24 protein-coding genes and 1 other RNA gene are annotated in these 25,631 nt (G+C 52.3%); 15 read left to right on the forward strand and 10 right to left on the reverse strand.

Annotation, left to right across the window (positions count from 1 at the left end):
- Positions 1–12 precede the first annotated feature (12 nt).
- The 3 genes from HMPREF9069_RS04670 to HMPREF9069_RS04680 form a co-directional block, all read right to left on the reverse strand.
- The gene (locus HMPREF9069_RS04670) at positions 13–1,752 is read right to left on the reverse strand and encodes an ABC transporter ATP-binding protein (RefSeq protein ID WP_035438484.1); all 1,740 of its coding nucleotides are present in this window, start codon (positions 1,750–1,752) and stop codon (positions 13–15) included.
- Entirely contained in the window at positions 1,749–3,443 is a 1,695-nt protein-coding gene (locus tag HMPREF9069_RS04675; RefSeq protein ID WP_198009720.1) for an ABC transporter ATP-binding protein, read from the reverse strand. The genes HMPREF9069_RS04670 and HMPREF9069_RS04675 overlap by 4 nt, the downstream gene beginning before the upstream one ends.
- 97 nt (positions 3,444–3,540) lie before the next feature.
- Positions 3,541–4,164: a TetR/AcrR family transcriptional regulator gene (locus HMPREF9069_RS04680; protein WP_021626018.1), complete on the reverse strand. Its 624-nt coding sequence runs from the start codon at positions 4,162–4,164 to the stop codon at positions 3,541–3,543.
- Positions 4,165–4,448: 284 nt separating this feature from the next.
- Between HMPREF9069_RS04680 and murC the strand changes: the two genes are divergently transcribed.
- From murC to HMPREF9069_RS04730, 10 genes are all read left to right on the forward strand, one after another.
- Positions 4,449–5,876, forward strand: a complete 1,428-nt coding sequence (murC, locus tag HMPREF9069_RS04685; RefSeq protein ID WP_156894166.1) for a UDP-N-acetylmuramate--L-alanine ligase — start codon at positions 4,449–4,451, stop codon at positions 5,874–5,876.
- Positions 5,876–6,790, forward strand: a complete 915-nt coding sequence (gene murB / locus HMPREF9069_RS04690) for a UDP-N-acetylmuramate dehydrogenase (RefSeq protein ID WP_021626020.1) — start codon at positions 5,876–5,878, stop codon at positions 6,788–6,790. The genes murC and murB overlap by 1 nt, the downstream gene beginning before the upstream one ends.
- An 11-nt stretch (positions 6,791–6,801) precedes the next feature.
- Entirely contained in the window at positions 6,802–8,091 is a 1,290-nt protein-coding gene (locus tag HMPREF9069_RS08860) for a cell division protein FtsQ/DivIB (RefSeq protein ID WP_021626021.1), read from the forward strand.
- Positions 8,092–8,457: 366 nt separating this feature from the next.
- Positions 8,458–9,591 carry a cell division protein FtsZ gene (gene ftsZ / locus HMPREF9069_RS04700; protein ID WP_035438487.1) on the forward strand — a complete coding sequence of 378 codons (1,134 nt, stop codon included), beginning with the start codon at positions 8,458–8,460 and terminating at the stop codon, positions 9,589–9,591.
- 1 nt (position 9,592) lies between these two features.
- A complete protein-coding gene (locus tag HMPREF9069_RS04705; protein ID WP_021626023.1) occupies positions 9,593–10,399 on the forward strand; it encodes a purine nucleoside phosphorylase YfiH/LACC1 family protein in 807 nt (268 codons plus the stop codon).
- 23 nt (positions 10,400–10,422) lie between these two features.
- On the forward strand, positions 10,423–11,175 hold the full coding sequence (locus HMPREF9069_RS04710; RefSeq protein ID WP_021626024.1) for a YggS family pyridoxal phosphate-dependent enzyme: 753 nt from the start codon (positions 10,423–10,425) through the stop codon (positions 11,173–11,175).
- 94 nt (positions 11,176–11,269) lie between these two features.
- Positions 11,270–11,953 carry a cell division protein SepF gene (locus HMPREF9069_RS04715; protein ID WP_021626025.1) on the forward strand — a complete coding sequence of 228 codons (684 nt, stop codon included), beginning with the start codon at positions 11,270–11,272 and terminating at the stop codon, positions 11,951–11,953.
- Position 11,954: 1 nt separating this feature from the next.
- Positions 11,955–12,761, forward strand: a complete 807-nt coding sequence (proC, locus tag HMPREF9069_RS04720) for a pyrroline-5-carboxylate reductase (protein ID WP_021626026.1) — start codon at positions 11,955–11,957, stop codon at positions 12,759–12,761.
- Between the two features lie 9 nt (positions 12,762–12,770).
- Positions 12,771–13,034 carry a YggT family protein gene (locus HMPREF9069_RS04725; RefSeq protein WP_021626027.1) on the forward strand — a complete coding sequence of 88 codons (264 nt, stop codon included), beginning with the start codon at positions 12,771–12,773 and terminating at the stop codon, positions 13,032–13,034.
- Positions 13,035–13,193: 159 nt separating this feature from the next.
- A complete protein-coding gene (locus tag HMPREF9069_RS04730; RefSeq protein WP_035438488.1) occupies positions 13,194–13,913 on the forward strand; it encodes a DivIVA domain-containing protein in 720 nt (239 codons plus the stop codon).
- Positions 13,914–14,522: 609 nt separating this feature from the next.
- Here HMPREF9069_RS04730 and rnpB read toward each other — a convergent pair.
- Positions 14,523–14,891, reverse strand: an RNA gene (gene rnpB / locus HMPREF9069_RS08890) — RNase P RNA component class A.
- A gap of 209 nt (positions 14,892–15,100) precedes the next feature.
- Between rnpB and HMPREF9069_RS04740 the strand changes: the two genes are divergently transcribed.
- The 3 genes from HMPREF9069_RS04740 to HMPREF9069_RS04750 all read left to right on the forward strand — a co-directional run bounded on the left by HMPREF9069_RS04740 (position 15,101) and on the right by HMPREF9069_RS04750 (position 16,866).
- Positions 15,101–15,634 carry a PTS sugar transporter subunit IIA gene (locus HMPREF9069_RS04740; RefSeq protein WP_035438489.1) on the forward strand — a complete coding sequence of 178 codons (534 nt, stop codon included), beginning with the start codon at positions 15,101–15,103 and terminating at the stop codon, positions 15,632–15,634.
- Between the two features lie 9 nt (positions 15,635–15,643).
- Positions 15,644–16,285 (forward strand): IMPACT family protein, encoded by a 642-nt coding sequence (locus tag HMPREF9069_RS04745; protein ID WP_035438582.1) that lies wholly within the window; start codon positions 15,644–15,646, stop codon positions 16,283–16,285.
- A gap of 77 nt (positions 16,286–16,362) precedes the next feature.
- A complete protein-coding gene (locus HMPREF9069_RS04750; RefSeq protein ID WP_021626032.1) occupies positions 16,363–16,866 on the forward strand; it encodes a GNAT family N-acetyltransferase in 504 nt (167 codons plus the stop codon).
- A gap of 147 nt (positions 16,867–17,013) precedes the next feature.
- Here the strand turns inward: HMPREF9069_RS04750 and HMPREF9069_RS04755 are convergent, their stop codons facing one another.
- Positions 17,014–18,492, reverse strand: a complete 1,479-nt coding sequence (locus tag HMPREF9069_RS04755; RefSeq protein WP_021626033.1) for a C1 family peptidase — start codon at positions 18,490–18,492, stop codon at positions 17,014–17,016.
- A gap of 91 nt (positions 18,493–18,583) precedes the next feature.
- Positions 18,584–19,960, reverse strand: a complete 1,377-nt coding sequence (locus HMPREF9069_RS04760) for a C1 family peptidase (RefSeq protein ID WP_035438490.1) — start codon at positions 19,958–19,960, stop codon at positions 18,584–18,586.
- Between the two features lie 157 nt (positions 19,961–20,117).
- Between HMPREF9069_RS04760 and HMPREF9069_RS04765 the strand changes: the two genes are divergently transcribed.
- Positions 20,118–21,512 (forward strand): CCA tRNA nucleotidyltransferase, encoded by a 1,395-nt coding sequence (locus tag HMPREF9069_RS04765; RefSeq protein ID WP_021626035.1) that lies wholly within the window; start codon positions 20,118–20,120, stop codon positions 21,510–21,512.
- Positions 21,513–21,889: 377 nt separating this feature from the next.
- A complete protein-coding gene (locus tag HMPREF9069_RS04770) occupies positions 21,890–22,192 on the forward strand; it encodes a hypothetical protein (RefSeq protein ID WP_021626036.1) in 303 nt (100 codons plus the stop codon).
- 72 nt (positions 22,193–22,264) lie between these two features.
- Here the strand turns inward: HMPREF9069_RS04770 and HMPREF9069_RS04775 are convergent, their stop codons facing one another.
- The 4 genes from HMPREF9069_RS04775 to HMPREF9069_RS04785 form a co-directional block, all read right to left on the reverse strand.
- A complete protein-coding gene (locus tag HMPREF9069_RS04775) occupies positions 22,265–23,632 on the reverse strand; it encodes a hypothetical protein (protein ID WP_021626037.1) in 1,368 nt (455 codons plus the stop codon).
- Positions 23,629–24,180 (reverse strand): hypothetical protein, encoded by a 552-nt coding sequence (locus HMPREF9069_RS04780; RefSeq protein WP_021626038.1) that lies wholly within the window; start codon positions 24,178–24,180, stop codon positions 23,629–23,631. Before HMPREF9069_RS04780 ends, HMPREF9069_RS04775 begins: the two co-directional genes overlap by 4 nt.
- A gap of 69 nt (positions 24,181–24,249) precedes the next feature.
- Positions 24,250–24,672 (reverse strand): leucine-rich repeat domain-containing protein, encoded by a 423-nt coding sequence (locus tag HMPREF9069_RS09390; RefSeq protein ID WP_021626039.1) that lies wholly within the window; start codon positions 24,670–24,672, stop codon positions 24,250–24,252.
- 18 nt (positions 24,673–24,690) lie between these two features.
- A complete protein-coding gene (locus HMPREF9069_RS04785) occupies positions 24,691–25,629 on the reverse strand; it encodes a hypothetical protein (RefSeq protein ID WP_021626040.1) in 939 nt (312 codons plus the stop codon).
- Between the last annotated feature and the right edge of the window lie 2 nt (positions 25,630–25,631).

The following is a 25,631-nucleotide window of genomic DNA, read 5'->3' on the forward strand; positions in this document are numbered from 1 at the left end:
TCCTCCTTTTGCTTATTTGTCCATGAAACTACGCATGGAAGCTCTTTTTTGGACCATGTCCGCGTAGATGCCGCCTTGCGTTATGAGCGTCTCGTGGCCCCCGCGCTCGACGATTTGTCCGTCGTTCACCACCAGAATCTGGTCAGCACCAGCGATTGTGTGTAGGCGGTGAGCGATGACCAGCACGGTCTTGTTATTCACGAGCTCAGATATTGCATCCTGGATGTACCTCTCGTTATCCGCGTCTACGCTGGCTGTGGCCTCGTCCAAGACGACGATGGGGGCGTCCTTGAGAATGCAACGCGCAATGGAGATGCGCTGCTGCTCACCGCCGGAAAGTGACATGCCGCCCTCGCCGACCATTGTGTTGAAGCCTTGTGGCAGTGCCATGATAAAGTCGTAGCATCGGGCCTTCTTTGCAGCCGTGTACACTTCTTCTTTTGAGGCGTCCGTGCGACCCATGGCGATGTTGTTATATATCGTGTCTTGGAACAAGTAGACCCGCTGGAATACCATGCTGATATTGTCCATTACCTGGGCAAGCGGTACCTCGCGGATGTTCTTACCGCGAAGTCGTATACTGCCTTCCCTCACATCCCAGAAGCGGGTGAGAAGGCTGGCGATGGTTGATTTGCCGCCGCCAGAGGGTCCGACGAGTGCCGTCATGGTGTTACGTTGCGCTACAAAGCTGATTTTGTGAAGGACATCTTTGTCTCCGTAGGCGAAGCTGACATTCTCAAACTCGATTTCTGGTGAGCCATTGGTTGGGATTGCCTTGTTGCCGCTGTCCGAAAGCTCTGGTTCAGCGAAGATCGCCTCAATGCGATCTAAACAAGCATCCATCACGGTGAGCCGTGCTACCTGCCCGTAAAAGGCTTTGAGCGGCCTGAACAGCTCGAACACAAACAGCAGCATACCGATGAAGAAAGTAAGCGATAGAGATCCGCTTTGATATAACAGCCACATGGCGCCGAGCATTGCGGCACTGCCGAACCCGCAGGTCAGGTTGAGTGCCTTCGCCCACGGTTTGAAATCGAATTCGAAGCTCAAGTTCTTGTCGCATGATGCTTGGAAGCTTTCCGTTAACTCCTTAGACTTCTCACCCAGCATGTTGTAGGTCTTGATGATGCCCATGCCCTCAGTGAAGTCGATGACAGCCTCGGTGAGCTGCTGACTTGTCTCTTGACGCTCGTTGGAGTGCATCAGTGTGTTCTTCTTCATGGCCTCACCGATGCAGAACACAATGCTGGTGATGAGCAGACCAAGCAACCCCAGTCGCCAGTCGAGAATGAACAGGAACAGGATGAAGATGACAGTGGAAAAGATGTAGCTCATCAAGTCGGCCAGTACCATCATCAGGTTCTCTTCGATAAAGTTCATATCAGTGGAAAGAACGGAGCTTATACGTCCGATGTTACCCTCCGTGAAGAAGCCCATAGGCATCTTTCGTAGGTGTTCACCTAGCTTTAGGCGCATGTTTGCAAAAATCTCGAAGCCGGCTGCGGACTGGAGCCGATCGGCGATATTTTGGAACACGCACTGCAGCGCAATGCAGGTTACGATCGCGATGCCCGCCCAGAGACAGCTCATGTTCGTGACGGTGTTGTTTAAAAAGCCCATGATCAGGAAGAACATAACCACGATGGGCGCTTTACCCAGAAACGCCTTCAAGAAAGAGCATACGGCGGCCCCATAGATCCTCCTGCGCAAGTCCTGCGCAACCTTCAGGATTCTGCTGATGAATGCGATCATGCCCTTACCTCCCATGCGGCGCTCTCCTGCGCAGCCGCCCACAGGCGTCGGTATTCCTCCGAAGCACCCAGCAGCTCTTCATGCGTGCCTTGCGCATCTATGGTGCCGTCTTTTAGCACAACTATCTTGTTCGCCCCTGTAATGGTGTGCAACCGGTGGGCGATGACCAACACAGTCTTGCCCTTTATAATCTCGGAGATGGCGGCGTTCATCTTCTCCTCGTTTTCCGGGTCGATGAATGCAGTTGCCTCGTCCAGCACGATGACCGGAGAATCCTTCAGTAATGCCCGCGCGAGAGAGATGCGCTGTCGCTCGCCGCCGGATAACATCTTTCCACCATCGCCTGCGGGCGTGTCGATTCCTTGGGAAAGACGCGCAAGGAACTCATCGCATTGTGCACGGCGGGCAGCTTCTAACACCTCCTCACGGCTGGCCTCAGGTCGGCCAATGAGGATGTTCTCGTACAGACTGGTGTTGAACAGGAACTGCTCCTGAGAAACGTAGGAGATCTGATCGTTCAGTGCCTCGATGCGCATGTCGGTTAGGTCCTGCTCGCCCAGTGTGATGCGTCCGCTGTCAAGGTCGTAGAAGTGTACCAGCAGCTTTGCCAGGGTGGATTTCCCGCTGCCGCTCTCGCCTACAAGTGCTGTCATGGTGCCTTCATTCAGTTCCAGGTTGATGCCATGGATGACCTCGGTATCCTTGTAGGTGAAGTGCACATTCTCGAAACAGATATCGTGGTTTGCGCCCTCAAAGCTGCGCTCGGATTGCTTGAGCGCAGGATGCTCAATAAGCTTCTCCAGCTCGTCGATCTTGTAGTTGAGTTGCGGGAACTTACCGCCGAAGCTCATGGCCTTCAGCAGTGGTGACCCCACTGCAAACGACATGCACACAACTAGGATGAGGTTGGCCAGCGTGCTCCAGCCCTGTAACACAAACCAAGCACCGACGGGAATCGTGAACAGTGCCACACAAGGGATGATGCTGGAATAGAGCGCCATCCAGGGCCAGCAGACCTTGTACCACGCCAGCGTGAAGTCGCGGTAGCTCGTGATGTCGGTCTTAAAGCGCTTATAGCTTTCGCCGTCGCGGTTGAAGATCTTCACGACCTCCATGCCGTTGATGTACTCGATGATGGTGTTGTTCATCTTTGCTGCTGAGCCGTAGTAGGCATCCATGCGACTCATGCCTGCCTTGTACATCATGCCCATGGCCAGCAGGCCCAACGGCAGGGAGGCGATGCATAGCAGGGTAAGTTTCCAGTCCACGAAGAACATGGCTAAAATCACAATAACTGGTACGAGCAAGTTTCCGATGCCTTCGGGAATGGCGTGCGCAAGCAAGATCTCGATAGTTTCGATGTCATCGGTGAACATCTTTTTGATGCGTCCGTTGCCTAGTTCACGAATGGTGCCAAGCGGCTGCATCTCCAGCTTTTGCTGCAGGATGGTGCGGATATTCTTCAACGTGTTATAGGCACAGATATGGGAATATTCAAGGCCTTTCACATACAGTACTGCGTTGCCCGCCAGACACACCGCTGTACACGTCACTATTAGCAGCACGTATCCCATTTCCAGCGATTGTCCTGCGATTAGTGGAACAAGGATTTGATACAGGAAGAAGTATGGGACGACGCCCAACACGATGGCGATGCAGACGCACGCCACTGCCTTGTATGTGTAGCCCATGTATCCTTCCATGTATGGTCGGACTTTTTTAAACACTGAATCACCTCTCTTAGTTAGATTTATCTAACTCGATAGCTAAAAAATAAACTCTTCTTTATCAGGCCTTCGGCTCCGAAAAGCCAAGGGCGCGATGCCAATCGATGAATTGGATGGTCAGCTGACAGTGGAGCCGGATTTCCTCGTCGGTGAAATCATGTATGAAAGGTTCGAACATCGTGCTCCAGAATGCGGTTGTCAGCACGTGAAGTTCCCGCGGAGTGATGCCGACTCTGGCAAGGCTGCGATCCGCTGCTGCTTGATAACACTTGTAGGTTTCCGCGCATACTTTTTCGACAATCTTGTGTTGGAAGTCCTGATAGCGCGTTCCCTCCGAGCACTTGACGAGCAGTGTGAAGCCATCTTTTCGGGCGATCATGAATTCGAACCACCAGTCCATATAGCCTTCGGTTAGCGTCCACATGTCGTAGAGCTGATCATCTGTCATTGTGGAGTAATTGATGCTCTTGGATGCAATGACCGCGTCGATATCGTCCACGGTAGGCTGCACCAGTGCCTGGAAAAGGTCTTCTTTTCCACCGTAACGCTTGTACAACGCTCCCGTTGTGACGCCAGCCTTCGCGCAAATTTTACGCAGAGATGCGTTAAGAAAACCCTTTTCTAGAAATTCTTCTTTTGCACTCTCCTTAATCATTGGATCAATTGCTTTATCGAAGGTTGCCATACTGCTCCTATGTGCAGATTTCAAGTGTGATAACGTTGTTATCACAGTAAGTTAATGCTTGCTAACTTAGATGTCAACCATGATTTTCTTGCGGCATTACGTTGGGACTGTTTGTGCGTTGGACGGCACACAATCTCTTTCGAAATGAAGTCATGACGCGCTGCTGAGTAGGTGACGAGGCAAGATAAGAGGGTCTTTTCATGGCAACTGCTTGCTGCAGCTGCCCGAATATCTTTCTATCCGCTAAAGTATTCAAGAATGTATTTGCAAGAGAAGAGGCTTACATGACTCAAACTATCCAGACACCTAAGTTCTCGAGCGCGCATTTTATTGGTATCGGCGGCGCAGGCATGAGTGGTATTGCGCTTGTTCTTTTTCAGCGGGGTTGCAAGGTTACAGGCTCGGATCTCAAGAACTCGCGTTACGTGCGTGACCTTGAGCATGCAGGTATTGATGTTCGCATTGGTCATCAAGCAGCAACTATTGATGAGCTTAAGCCCGATGTGGTTGTTATTTCTACCGCAATCCCCGAGACCAATCCCGAGCTTGCTCGCGCGCGCGAGCTGGGTATTACCGTCTGGCGTCGCGCTCAGATGCTTTCTGCGTTAGGAGAGGGTGCAAAGACGATTGCCGTTGCTGGCACCCATGGAAAGACCACCACAAGCTCTCTGGTGGCTACGGTTCTTGATCATCTAGGTTGTGACCCTTCCTTCCTCATTGGTGGCATCGTTGAGGAATATGGCACCAATGGTCGCAATGGTTCTGGCGGCTACTTTGTTTGCGAAGCAGACGAGTCTGACGGCTCTTTCCTCTTTCTCAATCCCAATGTGGTTGTTGTAACCAATATTGAGGCTGACCACCTCGATCACTACGGTACGCTCGAGAATATCGAGAAGACCTTTTGTCAGTTCATGGACTTGGTAGGCAAAGAAGGCGCCATTATCATCTTTGGTGACAATCCCCACTATGTTGAGCTCGCCAAGTCTACAGGTCGTAAGGTTGTGACCTATGGTTTTGGCGAAAATGTTGACTATCGTTGTGTGCCCAGTGAGGCTCAGCGAGGTTTGCAGAGTTACTTTGATGTGGTCTGCCCTAGTGGTGTGACATTGCACTCTGGTCTGCATGCCAATCCAGGTAAACATAACATGGCAAATGCGACAGCGGCACTGGCTGTAGCAGGTGTTTTGAATCTTGATCTTGAAAAGGCAGCTGCATCTGTAGCCGAGTTCAGAGGTGCTCACCGTCGTTTTACTCATGTAGGCGATGCAGCAGGTATCACTGTGGTTGATGATTATGGACATCACCCCACTGAGATTGAGGCTACTCTTACGGCTGCTTCCAAACTTGACTTTGAACGTGTTGTCTGCGTTTTTCAGCCGCATCGCTACAGCAGGACTCAGGCGCTGGCTAGTGAATTTGGCACTGCTTTTGATAATGCTGATGTGCTCGTAGTTACTGACGTTTTCTCTGCTGGTGAAATGCCAATTCCTGGTGTTTCGGGCAAGACGGTTGCCAATTCGGTCAAGGGCAATGGGCATGTTCAACAGGTAGAATATCAGCCCAGTCGCCGTAAGCTTATTTCCCAGCTTGTCCAACTATGTCGTCCGGGTGATTTGGTGATTACTCAGGGCGCAGGCGATATTACTCAGGTGGGGCCAGCTTTGCTTGATGCTCTGCGAGAGCGTGATATGGAAGGGACAACCGAGGGCTAGTGAGCGTATTTAATGCCTACATAGCCCTTTTGGGGAAGATAAATGGTGAGGTAAAGCGAGACGTGCCTTTGTCTCGCTTGACTTCTCTGCGCATTGGTGGTGTGGCAGCGCTTTATGTTGCCCCACGTGACTATGCGGCACTTTCACGTACGATAGAAGTGCTAGGCACTCAGAAACTGCCTTGGGTTATTTTAGGCCGTGGGTCATCAATACTTGCTTCTGATGAGGGCTATCGTGGTTGCGTTATTGTCCTGACAGGTGAGTTTGACGAGCTTAGTGTAGATGGTTCAACTGGCATTGTGACTGCGGGCGCCGCCACGCGTCTGGGTAAAACCTGTTCGGCTGCCCTTACAGTAGGACTTTCTGGTATGGAGTTTCTCGCAGGTATTCCTGGTAGCGTAGGCGGGGCACTCTCAATGAATGTAGGTACTGAGCGTTGCTGGCTTAATAGTATCGTGCATGATGTAGTGAGCTTTAAGCCTGGTGGGGGGCTTGTTCGTCGCCGAGCCGTAGAGATTGATTGGGGCCGTCGTTGGTGCTCTTTGCCAGCAGATGAGATTATCCTTGAAGTTAGTTTTTCTTTGCAGTCAGCTAAGGCAGAGACGATTGCTCAGGAGATGGAAACTCATCTTGCTGAGCGCAGAATTTTGCCTTTAGGTGCTCAGAGTTGTGGGGCGCTTTTTGTAGAACCACGCGCTGCTTCGGTACATGAATTGGTGCGGCGCTGTGGTTTGCGCGGATCTCGTGAAGGTGGCGCACAGCTGCATCCCAGCCAAGCAAATTATGTGGTCAATCGCGGTGGAGCGTGCGCTGCTGATGTACTTGCTTTGATGAATCGTGTACATAGTGAAGTCTTGGCGTATAGTTCCGTTGATTTACGTTCCGAGGTTAAGCTCCTCGGTTTTGAGGTATAGGGGAGTCACGTATGGCTCAAGACAACACACCCAAAAAGCCAACTCCTCGCAAGCCTACCCCGCGAAGCAAAGCTTCTGTGACTGTGGGTCGCAAGAAGAGTGCACCTAAGCTTTCGGTACCTGCTAGCAGTACAGGTTCACGCCTACCTAAAGTGGGCAAGCGTTCTGCTCAAACAGGGCGCCTACAAACCCCTTCGACGGCAGTTGCGGCGGCTCCTAAAAAGAAGCAAATCTTTGCCGCTCCATCTCCTGCCGTACGCCGCAAGCAGCGTCAGTCAGCAACACAGCCTGATGAGGGTACGCGGCATACACCAACCCTCAAGGGTGTAGCCATTGCGGTTATTGTAGTGGCCACGCTCGCTGTTATCGCTGTTATTGCGCTTACCATCCTCTCACATACAGCCGTCTTTACTATTAACAATGTGGTTGCGACCTCTAGTGAGCATGTCTCTGATAGCAGTATCGTGCGCCTTGCTCAAGTAGAAGAGGGGGCAACGCTGCTCAATCTTGACGCTGACAAAATTGAGGAAAACATCAAGCGTAATCCTTGGGTTGCTGAGGTACATCTGTCGCGCGTCTTTCCTTCGACCCTAAAGATTACAGTGACCGAACATAAGGTAAGAGCCTTGGTCATTATGAATGGCAGTGAGGTTGTGTGGTGTTTGGGCGACGGTGGTGTGTGGCTCGAACCTATCTCAGTCAAAGCCGAGAGCGGTGAAAGTTTCAAAGCCGCTGTACTCAAGAAAGCTCAGAGTATGGGAGCTCTGCTTATTGCAGACTCACCTGCAAAGCTCAATCCACGCGCTGGTTCTAAGGCCACAGCCGAGAGTCTGCAAGCTGCTATCAAATTTGAGGAAGGCTTTACCGAAGAGCTTTCAAAGCAGATCTTGAGCTATTCTGCACCGTCTGCAGCGAGCGTGAGTTGTACGCTCAAGTCAGGCGTTACTGTTTCTTTGGGTAAGGCAACAGATATTACTGCCAAGGAATCAGTTATCTTGGCTTTGCTCAAAAAGCATGCGGGCAAGATTACCTATATCAATGTCCGCGTAGCAAGTAATCCGTCATATCGCATGGTTGACTCGGATAATGTCCAAGAGGGAACTGGAGCCTTAGGTGAAGGCGCCAGTGCTGATGACTCTGTCATTGCAGCAAATTCCAGTGGGTCAAAGACTCAGGATGATGCGAGCTCTGATGAGGGTAGTAGTGATGTGTCTGATGAGAGTGGCCAGAGCCCTGAAGGCGACAATGACAACTCTCAAGCAGATTCAAGTTCCACAGATGAGTCAAGTCCTGAAGCTTAAAGTATCTACCTTGAGACTTTTGGCACATTTGCAGCTAAAGGATTTAAGAGTCCACGTTAAGACTGGACAGATGGTTAAATAAGCCGCTTTTTCCTGCAATTTCCACAATTCAAAAATTTTACTTGACGTGACTCCGTGCATGTGCAAATATAACGCGCTTTAGAACAAACATCGAGGTCAACTTGAGGTTTAGGGTTTCTCGAGCTTTTCTAAAGTGCGTTCTGCCGCGCAAGCGGCGATGCACGGAGGCGCGGCAGAAAGAAGTACTACATGGCAAAAAACAGGAATGTACGTAAACGCAACACACATGCAATACAGGCACAGACGAACCAAAGAGTCGCACAACAAGCAACAGGAGGTCCTACCATGACGAACGACGATAACCTCAACAATTACCTTGCAGTCATCAAGGTGGTTGGCGTCGGCGGCGGCGGCACGAACGCTGTCAACCGCATGATCGAAGAGGGAATTCGTGGTGTCGAGTTCGTGGCCATCAACACGGACGCACAGCAGCTTGCCATTTCCGATGCTGACATCAAGGTCCACATTGGATCCGATTTAACCAAGGGTCTGGGTGCTGGTGCTCGCCCTGAGGTTGGTGCTGAGGCTGCTGAGGATTCTCATGATGAGATCAAGGCTGCACTTGCTGGCTCCGATATGGTCTTTATTACAGCCGGCGAGGGTGGCGGCACAGGCACGGGAGCCGCTCCCGTTGTTGCCGATATTGCAAAAAATGATCTGGGCGCTTTGACCGTTGGCGTTGTAACTCGTCCCTTTACCTTTGAGGGTCGTAAGCGTTCTGCTAATGCCGTTGACGGCATCGAGCAGCTTTCTGAGAATGTCGATACCCTCATTGTTATCCCCAACGATCGCCTTCTCGATCTTTCTGAGAAGAAGACCACGATGCTTGAGGCGTTCCACATGGCAGATGATGTCCTCTGCCAAGGTACCCAGGGTATTACCGACCTCATTACTGTTCCCGGTTTGATTAACCTCGACTTTGCAGATGTCACCACCATCATGAAGGGCGCTGGCACCGCAATGATGGGTATCGGTACTGCTTCCGGTGACAATCGTGCAGTCGACGCTGCCGAAGAGGCCATTTCCAGCCGTCTGCTTGAGAGCTCTATTGATGGCGCTACTCGCGTCCTGCTTTCCATTGCTGGCAACAAGGACTTGGGTATCCAAGAGATTAATGATGCTGCAGACGTTGTCGCTAAAAATGTTGACCCTGAGGCCAACATCATCTTTGGTACCGTTGTTGACGAGAGCCTTGGCGATCAGGTTCGTGTGACCGTTATCGCTACTGGTTTTGATGGTGGCAATGTCCAGGAGAAGCTGCCTGAGATGAATGTTGACCGTAGGTCTTCTCGCTCAAGCCGTCCTGCCACTTCTAGCTCTCGCAGTACTCAGAACACCACCCGCAACTCCACTCCTCAGCAGTCGGGCAATGACAAAGCTTTTGACATTCCCGATTTCCTCAGGAACAGCCGCATCTAGTATGCAAGCGCCGACTCTTTCCCGTCACGAGTCGTATGGTGTGACCCTGCTTGGCGATTTTGCTCGTCCTGGCGGGGTCACGCTTGCATTTACGGAACGCACAGGTGGCCGTTCACTGTCTCCCTTTGCTTCTCTTAACTTGGGGGATGCCTGTGGCGACGAGCCAGAGGTAGTGAACGCCAATCGCAGGCTTGCTCTTGAGGCATTGGGCTGTGAAGACTATGCAAATAAACTCATCAATCCTCATCAGGTACATGGTGATCATTTAGTTGTTTTGAGTGAGAAGGATAACGAAGCGTGGTCTGCAGCTTTTGCCGAGGCGCGAGCCGGTGCTGATGGCGTCATCTGTACCGTACCCAATGTGCCCGTTTTGCTTTGCTTTGCTGACTGTGTGCCTGTCATTCTCGTGTGTTCAGGTGGCTTTGCAGTAGTGCATTCAGGTTGGCGAGGAAGTATTGCGCGTATCTCCCAAAAAGCGGTATCTGTGCTCTGCGCAAAGACGGGAGTGTGTCCCCGCGAAATCAATGCGTACGTGGGTCCGCATATTGGACGGATGGACTATGAGGTGTCCGCTGATTTGGCTAAGCGTTTTATAGGTGAGTTTGGTGAGGCAGCGGCGGCTGACGTGCGCCATTTGGATTTGGGCTTTGCCGTGCGTGCGGCTTTGCTTGATGGGGGAGTTATTCCTGAGCGCATTGTTAGTGTTGAGGAATCAACAGCGAGTACGACAGGTCGCTTCTTTTCGTATCGCGCCGAGCACGGTCACTGTGGCCGCCATGGTGCACTAGCTTTTATGGCTGCAGAATAGCTTTTGTAGAGGAGGGAAGTGTAATGAATCCGCTTATCGATCAGAGTTACCGTGCGTCTGAGGATTACGAAACCTTCCTCATTGCGCGTCGTGCTGAAATCGTAGAGCGTATCGAGGCTGCTGCTCGACGTGTTAATAGAGATGTGGCCGAGATTTCTTCCATTGCTGTCTCAAAAACGGTTGATGTGCCTCAGCTTGTCTCAGCATATATGGCGGGCTATGAATGCTTTGGTGAAAACCGTCCACAAGAGCTCAGGCGCAAATTGGGACTGCTGGCAGATGTGCCTGGCCTGCCGCGTCAGCGCTTTCATATGATTGGCAACCTGCAAAAAAACAAAATCAATCAGGTGCTGGATTGTGATGTTGAGCTTGTGCATTCAGTGTCGTCTCTTGAGCTGGCTCGTGCGATTTCTAAGCGTGCACAAGCTCGGGACAAGCAGGTTGCTATTTTGCTTGAAGTTAACGTATCTGGTGAGCAATCCAAGTCGGGAATGACAGTGGTTGAGGCGCTGATGTGCGCCAATGAAATCGCAGCTCTACCTGCGCTTTCGCTTGAAGGCTTGATGACCATGGCACCGGCAGGAAATAGAGACGAGGCGCGGCAGACTTTCTCGGGTCTACGTGAACTTCGTGATCACCTGCATAAGGTGACAGGGTTGCCTTTAGAGATACTTTCTTGTGGTATGAGCGGTGATTTTGAGATTGCCGTGGAAGAAGGGGCGACCCTGTTGAGATTGGGTCGTGTGGTGTTTAGCCCTGACTTTCATTTGGAATAGTGGGGCAGAGTGGGTACGACCGTCTTGTTTGAGACGTGCTATATGAGTGAATGAGTGAAATTTGCGGCTTGCCGCGTGGAAGAAGGAGTAGGCGATGGGTTTTCTAGACAACTTGAGGGATAAATTCCAGCAGAACCGCGGTGACGAATATTACGATGATCAGGATTACGATGATGGTTACTACGACGATGAGCCCGAAGAGAATACCTCCGAGCACGTAGGTTTGCTTGGCAACTCTCGTCGTCCTGAGCCCGAGAGCGTCTCGGTTTATACTCGCTCTGGTCGTCCTGTTGCAGGAGGTGCCCCCGCTCAGACCGCGCCAGGCTATGGTGACTATCGCAGCGAAGAGCGTAGTGTGACGCCTCGCTCCCATCGTCCCTACGATGAGGACAGTTATGCAGCTCCTACGAGCCGTGACTATGGCATGGATGATAGTAGTGCCAGCAGCAATGTGACTCCTGGCGATTTGGGCGGCAGGACTATTGCTCGTCCGAGCTCTAGCGTGCTTCCTCCCTATGTACTCAAGCCTGCAGCGTATGACGATGTTCAGATGGTTGTTCGTCGTGTCCGTACCAACCAGCCCGTTGTGCTGGTTTTCCGTAATACCAATATTGAGGCCGCCAAGCGTATCTTGGACTTCTGCTTTGGGTTGGCCTGTGGTTTGGGCGGTGCCGTTCAGGAATTGGGCGACCGCGTTTTTGTTGTCCTGCCTGCTGGTATTGAGCTCTCTGATTCTGATATCGAGAAACTTGTCAACGACGGCGACTTGGTGAAGTAGCATGTCTCAGCTCGATTTTTCACTTGGGGTTATAGGCGCTGGCTCTATGGGCGCAGCTATTGTGCGTGGCCTGCTGGAAGCGGGAGCACTACCCGCTGAGCGCGTTTTTGTCTGCAACCCTGGTGAAGCAAAGCGTGCAGTTTTTGCTCAGCTTGGCTGCCCTGTGTATGCTGATGCTGCAGATCTTATGGCGGCTGATACCGATGTGGTTATTCTTGCGGTTAAGCCACAAGTGTTACCCGCCGTTATGGCCGAGATTGCCGATAGTGTGGCAGGGCGCTTGCTTGTTTCTATTGCGGCGGGTGTTCCTCTTGCCGTGCTAGAAGCAGCGCTACCTGGTGCGCGGGTACTACGCGTGATGCCCAATTTGCCCATTCAGGTGCGTTCAGGTGCCTCTGCACTCTGTGTGGGTACTTCTGCGACCTCAACTGACGTTGCGCGCGTCTCAGCTATTTTTGAGACGTTGGGCGCCTGTGCACAGATGAGCGAAGTACAGCTTAATGTCGAGGGTGCCGTCGTAGGTTGTAGTCCTGCTTTCTTTGCTTTGGTGATTGACGCGTTTACGCGTGCAGGCGTGCGCGCGGGACTTCCTGCGACGTCATGTCGAGAAATGTTGATTTCTACAATGGAAGGTGTTGCTCGTCAGTTGAGAGAAGGGGAAGAGCATCCCCGTGCATACATGGAAAAAGTGACATCTCCCGGTGGTACAACTGCTGAGGGTTTGCGGGCTCTGGAGCCAGCATTGGTTGAAGGCGCGTATACTGCTGTCGATGCAGCTCTTGCGCGCACGCGAGAGTTGGCTGGATAAGGAGCGCGAATGTTTGCATTTATTTCTTTTTTGATGAGAGTGCTTGATTTTTATGAACTGCTCATCGTTGTGTGGGTTATTTTAAGCTGGATTCCTCTGTCGGGTGATGGCATTATCGGTGACGTGGCAGGGGCGCTCGATAGGATTGTCCGCCCATATGTGGATATCTTTAGGCGTTTTATGCCAGTTGTGGGAGGCTTGGATTTTTCTCCCGTTATTGCGATGGTTATTCTCGAGGTCGTCAAACGCGGTCTTGTGGGTATACTCATATAAGCTTATGAGCATGAGTTTTGTGCTTGTGGGCAGACGTGGGCTTTGCTTGCTTTGTGCGGTATTCAATCCGAGCATGCCCAAGTGTACATGGCAATGTGCATTCGAGTAAAATTGCTGATAGTTTGCCTTGTAAGGCATGTATAGATGAAAGGGATAGAGATGGCAATCACACCAGCCGACATCGAACAACTTACCTTCTCTCCGTCTAAGAATGGTTATGACACCGAGGAGGTTGACGCTTTCCTCGATACACTTTCTGCTGAGCTTGACGCTATGCTGCAAAAGATTGCAGACCTCAAGTCTCGCCTGACCAACGCTGAGTCCCAGCTTGGTGCATCCCAGGCACAGGTTTCCGAGCTGCAGATTCAGCTTGAGAATGCTAATGTCGCCGCTGCCAATGCGGCTGCAGCTCCGGCTCCCGCCCCTGCACTCAATGCACTTGCTGCTTCCGAGAGTCAGATTTCCAAGGTCTTGATTGTGGCTCAGCAGAGCGCAGATAAACTGGTTGCTGATGCTCGTGAAAACGCTGAGTCCATTCGCAATGAGGCCGATCAAAAGGCTCGTGAGGTTATTCGTCAGGCACTTGCTGAGAAGCAGGCCGAGCTTGATGAGATTGATCGTCTCAAGCAGTCCCGTGAGGACTTCCGTGGTGAGTACAAGAAGCTTCTGCAGCACTTCATGGATGACGCTGACTCTGTTTTTCCTGCGCGTGCGTTGCCCAACCCCAACGGTAGTGTTGCCGCACCTGTAGCTACGCCTGTGGTTGCACCCGCGACTCCCGCTGCCGCTCCTCAGGATGCTGGTGCAACTGTACTTACCAGCAGCATTGGTGCCGCTACCCCTGTGACCTCTGCTGATGATTTCAACGACCTCGACTAGTTTTGGTTTTGACGTAGCGGTGTGGCAGCATTGATATTGTTGTCGCGCTGAAGCAGTTGTGTTGTCTGTGCTGTTGTGGCTACCAGCAGTAATGTCAACGTTCCGACCCCGTTTCTACGGGGTCGTTTCATTTTTGTAGCTCTGCTTCTCCAATCAGCATTGTTTTGCTTGCCAAACGCCACACCTTCTTTCAAGCAGCACGGCCCTGCTTGCCAAAAGCCACGTTCTGCTTCAGATTGCACGGCTCCGCTTGCCAAACGCTACGGATTCTTTCAGTTGGAGCAGCCCTACGTGCCAAACGCCACGTTCTGTTTCAGAAAAAATGTCAAAAGCCACGTTCTGTTTCAAAGGACCTGACGTTTGCGCAGGTAGATTTTTTGGGCGTGAAGAGATGTGTGGCTTTTGGCTAAAAAAGTGAAGTAGAACGTGGCTTTTGGCATTCGGTATGAAGCAGAACGAAGTTACGTGGCTTTGGAGTTGGGTGAGGAATCGTGAATCCTTTTAGAGTCGATGTGTGGTGCCACAAGCTTTTAGAGTCGATGTGTGGTGCCACAAACTGGCATAAGAATTAGGAACCTCGGGCGAGATGAGAGCGTGTGACAAGAAGAAATGCGAAGTGGGCCGATGAGCCGGGTTCTGTCGTGGACAATCATTTATCTACGAACGCCATTACTGGCGTTCTCTAGCACGCTACCCGAGCGCGGTGCGGGCAACACCATGGCGCTCCTATATGCGCTTGCTCCGGAAGGGGCTTGCCAAGCCACCCAGTTGCCCGAGTGCTGGTGGTCTCTTACACCACCGTTTCAGCTTTTCTCTCACTCGCCGAGGCGAGCAGCGGGAGTCTTCTTTTCTGCGGCGCTTTCCGTCGGGTCACCCCGCCTGGCTGTTAGCCAGCTTCCTGCCCTGTGGAGCCCGGACTTTCCTCATGACAGCATTACCGTTGCCGGAAAGCTGCCCCGCGATTGTCTGACCCACTTCGCACGAGCGATGATACCACGCGCAAGGGTGTTACTGCTGTGCAATTATTCACCTGCAGCTAGAGCATACAAATGCGCGAGATGATTAAGAGACGTTACAAAGCAGTTGTGTCCTGAGTTCTGAAATTTTTGGTCCCGGCCTCTATAAGTTATGATGAGTAAGTGCCGATGTGCACCGATCAGCGATTGTGTATGAAAGGGACTGGGAAGATGAGCCTCTTGGATAAATTTCGTAAGACAAATGCGGCAGAAAAGCCCGAGACGATTGCGTTGCAGCTTGCTCCAAATACTGTTGTGGCACCTTGTTCGGGTAAGGGTGTATTGATGGCAGACCTGCCCGATCCAGTTTTTGCGAGTGGAGTTATGGGAGCGTCTTATGGCATTGAACCTGTGGGTGATGTGCTGTATGCACCAGTTACAGGTACGGTGACTGCAACAACTCCCACCTTACATGCGCTCGGACTTGAAAGCGATGATGGGGTAGAGGTTCTGCTTCATATTGGTGTGGATACAGTGACCCTACGAGGCGATGGCTTTGAGTCTTTTGTCTCTCAAGGGCAGCATGTCATTGCAGGTGAGGCACTGATGCGTTTTGATCGCAATAAAGTTAAGGCAGCGGGTTTTGCAGATACCATTATTACTGTTGTCACCAATTCTTATGATTTTGCGCAGGTAGATACCATTGAAGCGCATGATGTTGAGGTTGGGCAGACGATTATACATATCACTCGAGCCGAGGCATAAATGTCGCCTATGTCACGGTCATCATATTTGACTTTGCCTTCTGGGCGAGAACTCAATTCCGAACTCATTGATAAGCGGAGTCGTTTTATTGCTCAGCTCGTTCATGTGGACAACGAACGTGCTGCTGACGAGTTTGTTGAGCAGATCCGCGCACGTCATCACGATGCGCGCCACCATGTACCCGCGTGGATATTATCCGATGGTAGGGAGCGTTGTTCGGATGATGGAGAGCCGCGAGGTACGGGTGGCATGCCAGTGCTAGAGGTACTGCGTGGTGCAGGTTTGGTAGATGCGTGCTGTGTGGTAACTCGCTATTTTGGTGGTACGTTGCTGGGGCCGGGCGGTTTGATGCGTGCTTATTCTGGGGCAACTAATCAAGTGGTTCAGCGGGCGCGCGAGGAAGATGCGATTGTCGAGATGACACTGGTAACCCCTGTGACCTGTGTTATTCCCTATGCGGTTTACGGACGAGTAGAACGTCTTGTTCAAGATAATGGTGGCAAAATTCGCGACAGCATTTTTATGGAAGATGTGCAGCTCAATTGCGTATTTCGTGCGGGAGATGAGATAGCATTTATCGAAGCAATGCGTGAGCTTGCAGCAGGGGATGAGCTTTGTAGTGTTGGCGAGTCTCGCTTTGCCGAGTTTTAGCCTTCAGATGCCGAACGATAGAGTGCCAATATGATTCAATTTCTAAAATTAGTTAATTAAAGTAGGCGGGGACATAGATGTTGGAAGTTGAGTCACTGTCCGATATATATACGGTACGACAGTTAGATAATAAAGATGTTTATAAAGTTTTAGAGCTTGAAAAGGGAAACCCCTTATATTTTGAATTTGCCCCTCCTGCCCCCTCAGTTGATAGCATTCTTGATGATATGAGGGTTCTTCCTCCCAATATGAGATATGAAGATAAATACTATGTTGGATATTTTGATCACGTTTCATTAGTTGCAGTAATGGATATTATTGTCGGCTATCCGCAAAAAGAGACGATTTTTATTGGCTTCTTCATGATGAACAAAGTCTTTTCAGGGCGAGGTATTGGAAGCAGAATAATCGCTTATGCACTGAATAAGTTTTTAGAGATGGGATATTCTAAAGCAAGATTGGGATATATGAAGAATAATATGCAAAGCAAATCGTTTTGGTATAAATGCGGTTTTATTGAGACAGGAGAAGAGGTAGAGATTGACAGGGGGACGGTTGTTGCGATGGAGAAAGTACTGTAGGTGAGTATCAAGAGGTGTTGACTTGTATTAGTGCCTCTCAATTAGGCGCATTTTTTATCCTATAGAGATAAGCAAAAAACCCGCAGGCCACATGTTCTGACCTGCGGGTTTTCTGACTTGTATAGTTTGCTTTTAGGGCTGTAGCTTTTAGGCCTTTGGAGCAACCGCAGCAGCGATAGCCGACCAAGGATCTACATCCGTAGCAGGTGTTTCGTCCCACTGACGCAGAGTTTCGGCGTCGACAAACTCTCGACGTACAGATACCTCACCACCATACAAACGGAACCAATCAGCAGAAACTACCAAGTATCCGTCCTTACAAGCATCCTTACCCCAACTATTTTCAACACGCCAAGCCACGGGTTCGCCCTGCTCATCTAGCTCAACACCCTGGAAGGTCATAGCGTGGGTCAGAGAACTCTCGCGCATGTCGTACATGTCAGCGCGCTCCATCGATAAATCCACATCAAAGAGCGCGTCGTAATCCATGGTATCTAGCGCCAAAATTCCAGGGAAGTCCTCAATGCCACGAGGGAATTCCTGCATGACATCACAAGCCATCTCGCAAGGCACGCCTGCCTTAAGTGAAGCAATGGCTGCCTGCTCAAGCGTGTGCTGATCGACGTTGAGCATGCGAAGTTGCTTTGCACCTTCGACACTATCCATGTAGCGAATATGCCAAGCAGTGCCAAAGGGACGAGTCTCGCCTGGAATTGAAACAAGTTCTACATAGTCCTGAGGGTCTACTGGTACATAGCGCTCGGCAAACTCGCGCGGAGTGATACCACGGTCGCGTAGAACGCGGCGAGGCTTGTCATCGTCTTTATTTTTGCTATCAGCATCGTCTGCAGCTTTTGAGTCATCCTTGCGGTCATCGCCGGTCTGCTCGTATACCTTTGTTTCGTCTACCTTGGCATTCTTTCCTACAGACTGAACAAAGTCAAAGCGCACAGGTGGCTCACCCAGACACACCGCAAGAAGGCGCCATACTTCCTCAAGCATTTTCTCCTTTTCGGTGCGTAATGTTGCCTCGTCAGCACCCTCGGCATGCATCGCACGCAGAATGCTCGCATCGCGATGCAGCAGGCGCTCGAGCTGAGTATTCATTTGGGTGGAATCCTTAGAGCAGGCAGACTCGGGCATTGCATCCTTGGGAACAATGCCCCACTTGCTCACGAGATTCATTGCGTAGGGGTAGTAGCCACCATCACCCACGCCCTCCTCAAGTACAAAGCAGAGCGCGCGGTCATCAATGGGCTTATCTATCAGAGAAATGACATTTTCAAGCATGCTGTTGGACTTCTCTAGCTTGTCGTAGAACATGCCAAATGCTTGCGAAAACTCAAACGTATCAACATCTAGGAGCTTCATCGTGGCGGCACGCAGCACGTTAAATGAGGAAAACATCCAGCAGCGACCAGAGTGGCGTTGGTTGGTAACCTCGCCTGTTTTTGGGCGACTGACCGAGAATGTGTCGTGATAGGTGCGTAGGGTAGAGGCATTACGCGCGGCTTTCATAATGTTGTCAGAAGTAACAGCATTGCGAGCGACGCGGTTGCCGCGATTGGCCAAAAACTCCTCGCGACGCTCATCAGACCAGCTGGGGTCGATTGCGGATTGAGTCATTTTGAACTCCTCCTTGAGATAAATATTTCATGTAAAAGCGGAGGCGCTGCTTATCTTTTTGACAAGCAGTACCTCAAGGCAGAGCTAATTGTTAGTGGCAAAGCGCCAGCGAACCCATGGGATCCCAAGGTGCAAGTACGGTTGCTTCTTCGGTCTCATAGATGGTACGTTCCTCATCGCTGAGGTACTTCTTGTCCACAACAATCTGGAAGACGTACTCGTTAAACCAGTCGTCAGATAGGGTATCAAAGCCATCGCGGCCATGATCTTTGCCCCAGCTATTTTCAACCTTCCAAGACTGGGGTTTACCGTTAGTATCCAGACGAACGCCCTCAAGCACCATAGCGTGAGTCATCAGGGACTCGCCGTAATCCAGACGTTCTGCCTTGGTAAGACCGCCTTCTACCGTCATGCCAAGCAGCCCGTCAATATCGAGAGCAGCGGTATCCATGATGCCCTCATTGCGCAGATAGGACTGGTTAACATCGCAGCCAAACCATACAGGTAGATCGTCGCGCATCTGAGCAATAGCGAGTTCCTTGAGGCGATCGATAGGGAGGTTGAGATAGCGTACGCCGCCCGCTTCGATAACGTTGCCTAGACGTGACACGGTGAAGGTGTGACCAAAGGGCTTATCGGCAGTAGGAGCGGAAATCAGCGAGACATAGTCGGAAACCTCCATGCCTACAGCCGCCTTAAAGAACTCCTGTGGGGTGAAATGACCAGAGATAGCCTCGACCAGCTGGTCGTCTTTGTCGCGAACACGGGACTCAAAGCTCTCAGGAGGCGTGCCCAAGCAAATAGCAAGCAAATGCCAAACCTCAGAAATCATCTCGGCGCGCATTGCTTCAAGGTCATCTGTGCTTGCTCCGGCAGCGGCAGTCTCACGCAGTCGCTTGGCGCAGCTGCGCAGGTAGCGAGTTAGATAGCCGTCCATATCGCGGGTATTTTTGGAGCAGGCAGTCTCGGGCATGGCCTCCTTGGGGACAACACCATATTTTTCTACTAGTGCACGGAACATATCCCACTGGCTGCCATCGCCGATAGGGTCAGTGAGCAGGTAGGACACGAGGCGGCCATCCAAAGACTCATCGAGCGTATCGAGAATATTGGATAAAAACCAGTTGGACTTCTCCAATTTGTCGAAGAACAGGGGATATGCCTGAGAAAGCTCAAAGGTCTTGAGGTTGTATTTTTTGATGGTGCGGAAGCGCATGGTATTGAGGCTGGCAAACATCCAGCAACGACCAGAATGCATTTGGTCGCAACGTTCGCCCTGCTTGACTTCAATATCAAAGCCGAGTGCGTTTGCTGCAATGCCCTCGGGTATGCGAGCAGCCTCACGCAGACCCATAGAGCTGGTAGCATTTTTTGCAATCTGAGCCGCGCGGTCAGCAGCGAAATCCTTTCGCGCTTCGCTTAGGGCATCTGCGCCAATGGCGCGTAAACTTTCGTTTTCACTTGCCATATGACCTCCAATAGTCAATAACAGCTGTTGTGAGTACATCCTCAATGAGAATAGCACCAGGCACTAACAACGAGTCGGCGGTATACTGGTTCTACCGAAAATGCAGCGACTTTTTTACGCGCCAGCAACCCGCACTTTTGCTGAGGAAGGAAGTTGAATGCCTCTCGCGACATCAGACATCTCTCTTAAGCTCCCGAGACCTGCTCTGCGTGTAATTGAGGCGCTAGAATCTGCAGGTTTTGAGGCGTGGGCAGTTGGTGGCTGGGTGCGCGATGCCTTGTTGGCAAGGACAAGCCATGATGTTGATGTAACTACTTCAGCTAGCTGGCAGGAGTCAAAACGGGTACTTTTAGCTGCGGGAATGGCAGTGCACGAGACGGGCACGGCGCACGGCACTATTACAACTGTTTGCGATTTTATGCCTATTGAGGTTACAACCTATCGTGTTGAGGGTAGTTACAGCGATCATCGACATCCCGATGAAGTATGCTTTGTCCGCGATGTTTGCGATGACCTAGGGCGGCGCGATTTTACGATTAATGCAATGGCATATCACCCTGTTCGTGGTCTGCTTGACCCCTATGGTGGGCAAGCAGATCTTGAGCGAGGTTTGATATGCGCGGTCGGGGCGGCGAAAGAGCGCTTTGAAGAGGATGCCCTGCGCGTGTTGCGCGCGGTGCGTTTTGCTTGTCGTTTTGGCTTTGAGGTGGAAGAAGAAACGCACGCTGCCTTGGTTGCTTGTGCACCTCAGTTGGCAAATGTTGCCCAAGAGCGCATTGGACAAGAAATGCGTGGCATCGTGGAGTCAGGTCATGTTGACTGGGCATTGATGCATCAGACCGATGTTATGGTGCAGGCAATTCCTGAGCTTGCAGCGATGGTGGGCTTTGACCAATGCAGCCCCTACCATGCCTTTGATGTGCTAGAACACACGGCGCGCGTGTGTCGCGCGGTAGAGGAGTTTGAAGGGGGAGTGGTTGCCCCGGAGCTACGCTGGGCAGCTTTGCTTCACGATATTGCCAAGCCAGCGACTTTTAGCAAAGATGACACGGGACGTGGACATTTCTTTGGGCATCCCAAGGTTGGTGCTGCGATGGCAGAAAGCATTATGCGTCGCATGGCGTTGCCTAGTGAGTTGGTCAACCCTACGCGCATGTTGGTGCGTATGCATGACCATGTGGTTGTGCCTACTACGCGTTCTATCAGACGTACGTTGCGCAAGTTTGAACTTGCTTGTCCAGGTCGTGCGGTGGCGCTGACTTGGCAGTTGATTGATCTTAAACGTTCCGATGCGGTGGCCAAGGTACCTCGAGTGGCGAACTATGCCATAGAGTTGGATGTTATTGCGCGTGCCCTGCGTCGAGAAGTTGCGTCAGTACCTGCACTGACCGTACGACAGCTGGCAATCAGTGGGGCGGATGTCATAGCAGAGATGCAGCTTGAGCCAGGACCAGCAGTGGGTCTTGTGTTGGATACCTTACTGGCTGCTGTTATTAATGATGAAATCCCCAATGAGCGCGAGGCTTTGCTTGCCCAGATTAGGGGAGTATAGGCTCAAAGAAAGTCTGGCTATCGACAGTTGCAAATGATTTATGCGTACGGCGTCGGGATGCTGCATGAGAGTAACAAAAAAGGCCAGAACCGAAGTTCTGACCTTGAACATGGTAGCCCGTACCAGATTCGAATTGGTGATCTCCGCCTTGAGAGTGTCTGAAGGGGTCATGACAGCAACTGTCAGAAATTGAAAACAGTGCTTTGAACAGGCGTTTTGCGATGACACCAGTACCACCCAGTGACACCATATGACACTGGTTTTTTCGCGAAAGTCCCCCGAATGTCCCCCAATCTGGGGGCATGTGGGAGACGGGTTTTATGCAGCTAGGACCATGTTTTATGCAGTAGCGAAATAACCGATACGGAGGTAAGACGATGATGAACGAAAACTGGAACGACCTCTGCCAAGCCGAGGACATGGCATATTTCCGAGCCGACATCTGTCTCAGCTCGCCCGAGAGTTACACGCTTGAGGAGAAGAGCCAAATCTGCGACGACATGATCAGCACAAGCGCCGCCATCCTGGATGCCATGCGCGCCGACTTCGAGACCTATCCGCCCGAGCTCCGTGCAAAGCTGCTCGACGCGCTCTGCAGCTCTGGCACCGAGACGCCCGAGTGGTGGTGGGATGTGCTCGTCGGAGACGGCGACCCGCTGTATAGGGAGCTATTGGCCTAAGCAACGAGTGTTGGGCGGTATGTCATCAGTTGAAGGGCATGCCGCCCATTTCTTTGGCTCAGCCGGAAGCCGTCAGTCAAAGACAAGCACGTAGCCTTCAGTCACATCGAGAAACGTCTTGTCAACCTCGTCGTAGACCAAGGCCAGCTCCTCGTCGGTCTTCCCTCTCACGTACGCATCGCGAGCCGCAGGTTTCTTGAAGATCACCCACTTGGCCTGAGAATAGGAATACTTTGCAAAGGCTAGCCATTGCGGATAGTTGATGTCCATCGGGTTCTTGGAGAAGTAGACCTTGCCTGCGTTGACGGCAGTCGCTGCCGTGTGCCCAATGAAGAGCATGGTGGCAAGCTTTGGATGCTTTGTCCTGTCAAGCGAAAACGGTATCGAGTCCCTGACCTTATGCCCCTCTTTGATGCGCTTGAATGCATAGCCGAGCCGTACAACCACTTCCGTGATCATCACAGGTATCGATTGCGCACAGAAGTGGATGAAGTCGTAGCCTTCGTAGTACATACCTTGAACGATTTCCGCAACAGTCTGCTCCGCTTCGCCGATGCTGCCAAATTGCAGCAGGTTGAAAAGACCCATCAGCGGGGCTGGCAACCCCATGGAAGTCGTTATGTCAGACTTGAAGTGGATGATCTGCTTGGCGATGGCGGCGAAGATGTCCGCTTCGGTCCTGTCTGCGTAGTTCGCCATAACCTGGACAACGACTTTGCCAGTCTTGTCCACGGTAGTCATCGTCCCGTTCATTATGTCAGCAACCCCGAAGACAAAGCCAAGAATCGGATCATGCCCGAGCGAAAGCAGCCGGTGGTAGTATGCCGAGAGCCCTTCGACGCGGATGGTGGTATTGCGGTTATCCTGCGCGTCAAAAGGTACTTTGCTGACCTTGGAGTTTGCGAGCTGCTGCATGTCGGCTTCGGGAAAGCGCTTGTCGAAGTAGTCCCTCACGTAGTCCGAGAGCGGCGCTGACCTAAGTCCCGTAGTGGTCCTGTGAGGTACGCCAACGAGAAGGATGTCCACCAAGGCGGATATAAGACCGGCGACGGCGCTGATGGCCACGTCGTAGCGGTCGAGCCTATGCAGGGTGTTGTACTCGTCGTTGAGCATGCGCACGGCGAGCTCATTGCTGGCGAGTTCTTCCGGAGTGAACAGATCCTCGAGAGCTACTTCCCCCTCTATCTCTCGATCAGACTCCGCGCATAGCTCTTCCCACGAAGGCACGACGAGGGTCTTCTGCGTTCGCGGCGAAATCGACTGTGCGGGCTTCGCGGAACCAGGGTCGATGCCAAGCTTTCTGAGTAGCTCCTCGGAGCTGGCTATGCTTTCGTCGACAGAATGGAGATCTGGGAAAGAAATACCATCCAGTTCTCGAGCCTGGTGCTTCAGAACCTTGTTTGCCTGTCTCTCGAGCTCGTTGTACTGGTATCTGCTCATGTCGCCGACTTGCCAAGGTCGCTTGCGAGATCCTTTATCGCCTGCTGGAGCAGGATGTTCAGCCCCTGCAGATACTCGATACGCTCCTTGCTCGCGTTCGCCTCGTTCTTGAGTGCCCTGATGATTGCTTCGTGCTTCTCGAGTGCGGCTTTGTAGAGGCGCTCTTTCTCCTGTCGTAGCTGCTTGTTCTTCAGATGACTGGCAACGCCAACCCCGACTGCCGCCAACACGGCCACGGGAGCGGCGAGCACAAAGACGCCCGCAACCATCCCGCCGCCAACAAGTGTCCCAGCTGTCGCAAGGCCTGACGTGATCCCGGCGGCGGACAGACCCACCGTTCCTGCGCCGTAGAGTGCGGCGAACGAGATTGCTCCGCCACCGACGGCGCCGACGGCACCTCCGACAACCTCCGGGATGGCGCTCTCTCGAATCATCCGGCTCTTATCGTTGAGTGCTGCGTTTGCGTCGTTTACAACGTTGACAACCTGCTGAAGCGAGTCAACGCTGGGGAAGTTCATGTCCTTCTTATTGGTGACATATTTGCCCATGGCGTCCTCCGTGGTAGCGTGGGGAACTACGTTAACTTCTTATTTTACTACCCTCGGACCGCACCATCATTAGCTCACAGCGGTGAGATATCCAGCTGTCCCAGTGGCATCAATTCTCATGTAAACATAGCTCGTGTTAGAGCTCGACCACGCCGTCCCGTTTCCACCGACAAGCGCATTGCAGCTGTAGAAGCACTGCGAGCCCGAGATGCCGCTCGAAGGCAACGCCCAGGTGGCGTCTGCGTAGATCGTCGTGATGTTCCTTGAGTCCGAGAAGCAGTAGAACAGGTCAGTCAGGTGCGACGGGTCGAAGCCCCTGAAGTCAAGCGATGTGAGCCCCGTGCACGATGCGAACATGTAGCGCATCTTCGAGACGTTGCGCAGATCGCCAAGGCCGGACACCGAGGTGATCGCGCTCATGCTGTAGAACCAGTAGCACATGTTCAGAGAGGCCACATCGGCCATGTCCTCGGCGAACGTCACCGTCCTCATGCTAGACCTGTTGTCATACTAGGGCATCGCGCCTGCGGACTGGTAGACCGCATTGGCGCAGAGACGTCCGCCGGCAAGCAGCGAACGTGCGGAGTCAGCGCTGGCGGAAGCCTGAACGACGAGTTCGCCATCGGAGTAAAGATACCCGTAGATCCACGTGCGCTGGTCAGCTGCGGGATTGGTAAGAAGCCCGCCGTCATCGAGCTTACAGTAGGTCGCGCTCCCGCTGTAGGGACACCCAGTGCCCGTGCCTCCCACCAACTTGTTGCAGCTGTAGAACATCAGGTAAGAGCTCGTGATGGTTGACGCGTCGAACTCCGTCGCCCAGATCGTCTCAAGCTGTGTGCAGGAAACGAAGCATTGCTTGGCGCTCGTCGCTCCCTGCAGGTATTGAAAGCCAACGACCTCCGTGATGGACTGCATGCCGTTGAACCAGTAGTCGATATTGGTGACACCCACGCTTGCAAATGAAGAGTCGATGACAACGCGCGTCAGATCGAGCCTCACGCCGTCCCACGGCCTCGCGCTCGCAGAGGCATATCCAGTAGGATCTACCTCGTACGCATTCACGGGCGTGCCGCCGATGGTGTTCTGGCGTCCGTCGAGGTAGTTGAACTCAAGCGTGCCGTCGGAAAGAAGGACAGTACGAGGCTTCAGGCCGGTATCCCAGCTCAAGGCAAGAATGGCAGCTGCCATGTCCCCAGGCTTGTATACCGTCGCGGACCCGTTCTGCCCGCGTATGGCGGCGCCGATGCGCGTGAAGTGCCCAGAGCCCAGCACGCCGGTATCAGTGCCCGTGTATCCAACGGTCAGAGGGCTACCAGCGTTGGTGCCATCCAAGGCGGCTATGGCTGCGGGCATGTCGGCGGGCTTGTAGCGCGTCTGTGTCCCGTTCTGGGTTCGAATGGCGTCGGCGATGTCGTAGAGCACCTTCTTTTCGATCTTCTCGGCAGTCATAG

The sequence above is a fragment of the Atopobium sp. oral taxon 810 str. F0209 genome, assembly GCF_000466405.1.
Classification (GTDB): Bacteria; Actinomycetota; Coriobacteriia; order Coriobacteriales; family Atopobiaceae; genus Olegusella.